The sequence below is a fragment of the Citrobacter sp. wls827 genome (assembly GCF_005280875.1).
In the GTDB taxonomy this organism is placed as follows: Bacteria; Pseudomonadota; Gammaproteobacteria; order Enterobacterales; family Enterobacteriaceae; genus Citrobacter; species Citrobacter youngae.
Map to the genome: position 1 here is coordinate 59,482 of NZ_SZWR01000019.1, position 2,668 is coordinate 62,149.

The 2,668-nt window shown below is 55.5% G+C and carries 1 protein-coding gene; it reads left to right on the top strand.

The window, feature by feature from the left end:
- The coding region (gene mfd, locus FDX03_RS15665; protein ID WP_249357084.1) for a transcription-repair coupling factor at positions 1 to 2,626 on the top strand (2,626 nt) is incomplete at its 5' end.
- Positions 2,627 to 2,668: the final 42 nt, after the last annotated feature.

Below are 2,668 nucleotides of genomic sequence, written 5' to 3' on the forward strand. Positions count from 1 at the left end.
CTACTTCCCTGCCAATACGTTATTGGTCAATACCGGTGATATCGAGACCAGCGCAGAACGCTTCCAGGCCGATACCCTGTCACGCTTTGAAAATCGCGGTGTTGATCCGATGCGCCCGCTTCTGCCGCCGGAATCGCTGTGGCTGCGGGTTGATGAGCTGTTTTCTGAACTTAAACGCTGGCCGCGCGTTCAACTGAAAACCGAGAGTCTGGCGAACAAAGCTGCGAATACTAACCTCGGGTTCCAGAAGCTGCCGGATATCGCCGTGCAGGCGCAGCAAAAATCACCGTTAGATGCGTTACGTAAATTCCTTGAGAGCTTTACCGGTCCGGTAATTTTCTCAGTGGAAAGTGAAGGTCGCCGTGAAGCACTCGGCGAACTTCTGGCTCGCATCAAAGTTGCGCCGAAGCGGATATTGCGTCTTGATGAAGCCGCAGACAATGGTCGTTATTTGATGATTGGTGCAGCCGAGCATGGCTTCATCGATAGCAAACGCAATCTGGCGCTGATTTGTGAAAGCGATCTGCTGGGTGAACGCGTGGCGCGCCGCCGCCAGGATTCGCGTCGCACCATCAACCCGGATACATTAATTCGTAACCTTGCAGAGCTGCATCCAGGTCAGCCGGTGGTGCATCTGGAGCACGGCGTGGGTCGCTATGCCGGGATGACCACGCTGGAAGCGGGCGGTATCACCGGTGAATATCTGATGCTCACCTATGCCAACGACGCCAAACTGTACGTGCCGGTGTCGTCACTGCATTTGATAAGCCGCTATGCCGGAGGCGCGGAAGAGAATGCCCCGCTGCATAAACTTGGCGGAGATGCCTGGTCGCGCGCCCGGCAGAAAGCCGCCGAGAAGGTACGTGACGTCGCGGCGGAGTTGCTGGATATTTACGCCCAGCGTGCGGCAAAAGAAGGTTTTGCCTTTAAACACGACCGCGAGCAGTATCAGCTGTTTTGTGACAGCTTCCCATTTGAAACCACACCCGATCAGGCGCAGGCCATCAACGCGGTACTCAGCGATATGTGTCAGCCGCTGGCCATGGACCGCCTGGTGTGTGGCGATGTCGGCTTCGGTAAAACCGAAGTGGCGATGCGCGCCGCCTTCCTCGCCGTAGAGAATCACAAGCAGGTTGCCGTGCTGGTGCCGACCACCCTGCTCGCCCAGCAGCACTTCGACAACTTCCGCGATCGTTTTGCCAACTGGCCCGTGCGCATTGAGATGCTGTCCCGTTTTCGCAGCGCCAAAGAGCAAGCGCAGATCCTGGAGCAGGTTGCCGAAGGTAAAATCGATATTCTCATCGGCACGCACAAACTGCTGCAAAGCGATGTGAAACTCAAAGATTTGGGTCTGCTGATTGTCGATGAAGAGCACCGCTTCGGTGTCCGTCACAAAGAGCGTATTAAAGCAATGCGCGCCGATGTCGATATTCTGACGCTGACCGCAACCCCGATCCCGCGTACGCTCAATATGGCGATGAGCGGCATGCGCGATCTGTCAATTATCGCCACACCGCCAGCGCGTCGTCTGGCGGTCAAAACCTTCGTACGCGAATACGATAGCCTGGTGGTACGTGAAGCTATCCTGCGTGAAGTGCTGCGCGGCGGGCAGGTCTACTATCTGTTCAACGATGTTGAAAACATCCAGAAAACCGCTGACAGGCTGGCAGAGCTGGTACCGGAAGCGCGAATCGGGATTGGACACGGACAAATGCGCGAACGCGAGCTGGAACGCGTGATGAACGATTTCCACCATCAGCGCTTCAACGTGCTGGTGTGTACCACCATCATCGAAACCGGGATCGACATTCCAACCGCTAACACCATTATTATCGAGCGCGCTGACCATTTCGGGTTGGCACAATTGCACCAGCTACGCGGCCGCGTGGGACGTTCACACCATCAGGCCTATGCCTGGCTGTTGACGCCGCATCCAAAAGCGATGACCACCGATGCACAAAAACGCCTTGAGGCAATTGCATCACTGGAAGATTTGGGTGCAGGTTTTGCGCTAGCCACTCACGACCTCGAAATTCGCGGCGCGGGGGAACTGCTGGGCGAAGATCAGAGCGGTTCGATGGAAACCATCGGCTTCTCACTATACATGGAACTGCTGGAGAACGCGGTTGACGCGCTAAAAGAGGGACGCGAACCGTCACTCGAAGATCTCACCAACCAGCAAACTGAAGTCGAGTTGCGGATGCCGTCACTATTGCCAGATGACTACATCCCCGATGTGAATACGCGACTGTCGTTCTACAAGCGCATTGCCAGTGCGAAAGGCGAAAACGAGCTGGAAGAAATTAAGGTCGAGCTGATAGACCGTTTTGGTTTGTTGCCTGACCCGGCCCGTACGTTGCTGGATATTGCCCGTTTGCGCCAGCAAGCGCAAAAACTGGGTATCAGAAAGCTAGAAGGCAATGAAAAAGGCGGGACGATTGAGTTTGCCGAGAAGAACCACGTCAACCCGGTGTGGCTGATTGGCTTACTGCAAAAGCAACCGCAACACTTCCGTCTGGATGGCCCAACCAGGCTGAAGTTCATGCAAGATTTAGCTGAGCGTAAAACCCGTATCGACTGGGTACGTCAGTTTATGCGTCAACTGGAAGAAAACGCCATAGCATAGCGTTCCGGCCGGGTGAGCACGGTGCTTGCCCGGCCGATGAAT